Source organism: Komagataeibacter europaeus LMG 18890, from assembly GCF_000285295.1.
Classification (GTDB): domain Bacteria; phylum Pseudomonadota; class Alphaproteobacteria; order Acetobacterales; family Acetobacteraceae; genus Komagataeibacter; species Komagataeibacter europaeus.
Genome location: NZ_CADP01000282.1, coordinates 1 through 1,481, shown reverse-complemented (window position 1 = coordinate 1,481; position 1,481 = coordinate 1). Strand labels below are relative to the sequence as shown.

The 1,481-nt window shown below is 62.5% G+C and carries 2 protein-coding genes and 1 pseudogene; 2 read left to right on the top strand and 1 reads right to left on the bottom strand.

The annotated features are described in order from the left end of the window. Positions 1–373, top strand: a 373-nt coding sequence (locus GEU01_RS21730; protein ID WP_019085529.1) for an IS5 family transposase, incomplete at its 5' end; no start/stop codon positions are given. A 23-nt stretch (positions 374–396) separates the two neighbouring features. Continuing rightward, positions 397–1,083: pseudogene (locus GEU01_RS23845) on the top strand (IS256 family transposase); the annotation flags it as partial. Positions 1,084–1,115: 32 nt separating this feature from the next. On the opposite strand, the gene GEU01_RS25440 reads toward GEU01_RS23845, so the two are convergent. Then, positions 1,116–1,481: Tn3 family transposase (locus tag GEU01_RS25440; protein ID WP_157212880.1), on the bottom strand; the 366-nt coding region annotated here is incomplete at its 5' end.

Sequence of the window (1,481 nt, the reverse complement as noted above, 5' to 3'; positions counted from 1 at the left end):
GATCGCGGACGGACACGGAAAAGCCATTGGTTTCGCTCTGGCACCCGGACAGGCCCATGAACTGCCACTGGCGCCAGCCATGCTCGACGATCTCCCCTCTGTTCCCCTGTGGGTCGTGGCGGACAAAGGCTACGCGTCAGACGCCTTTCGTGAACGGATATGGGACATGGGAGCCCGACCGGCCATTCCCGCGAAACGACGCGATGCGCCGGTCGCCTGTCCCAAATGGGCCTATCGATGCCGACATCTTGTGGAGAACCTCTGGGCTCGTCTCAAGGAATGGCGCGCTGTCGCAACCAGATACGAAAAAACAGCAACCTCGTTCCTCGCGGTCATCCACATCGCTGCCGCCGCAGACTGGATCAAGTGCTAACAGGCCCTAAAGTGGAACTGCTCTATCGCGCCCGGAACTGGGACACACGGGCAGGCACGGTCGAACTGGCGATCCCGAAGCTGCGCAGGGGCAGCTACTTCCCGACCTTCCTTGAACCCCGGAAAACGGCGGAAAAGGCTCTACTGGCCGTGATCCAGGAAGCCTATGTGCAGGGCATTTCCACCCGATCGGTCGACGATCTCGTCCGCGCCATGGGTGCCGGCGGGGTCTCCAAAAGCCAGGTCAGCCGGCTGGTCGGCGAGATCGACGAACGGGTCAACTCCTTCCTGTCGCGCCCGCTTGAGGGCGAATGGCCATATCTGTGGATCGACGCCACGTATCTGAAAGTCCGACAGGGCGGCCGGATCGTCTCGATTGCTGTGATAATCGCTGTGGGAGTGAACATGGATGGTCGCCGTGAAGTGCTGGGCGTCGCCACAGGGCCGTCAGAAGCGGAAACATTCTGGACCGATTTCCTGCGCTCCCTGGCCGATCGCGGCCTGCGCGGCGTGAAGCTGGTGGTCGCCGATGCTCATGCCGGGCTGCGTGGCGCTGCCGGTCGCGTGTTCAATGCGAGCCTGCAACGCTGCCGGGTGCACTGGATGCGTAACGCGCTTGCCCATGCCCACGCGAAACAGCGTCCTGCCATCACGGCCCTGCTACGCACGATCTTCACGCAGGAAACCGCCGAGGACGCATCGCGCCAGTGGGGGGACGTACATAAAACGGGCACAGATATACGCTAAGGATTATCGGTGATTGTGATGGCTTGCCGGAGCGGGCGGAGTTTCCCTTCTGGGATGTCGGCGTCGGTCCAGAGGTAATCCCCGGTCAGGTTGATATGCTGCCACCCCAGCGGAGAGAGATGCTGGAGCAGACCAGGCGGAACGGATCGTCCTTGATGTTCGAGATGCCGCATTGCGGCTCCGAGATAGGTGGTGTTCCACAATACGACGGCGCTGGCGACGAGATTGAGCGCGCTCGCCCGATGTCCCTGGGCTTGCAGTCCGTGATCGCGGATCCGGCCGGTGCGATGGAAAAAGATGGCGCGCTTGAGGGCGTTCTGGGCCTCTCCCTTGTTCAACTCGCGGGTGGCGCGGCGGCGTTC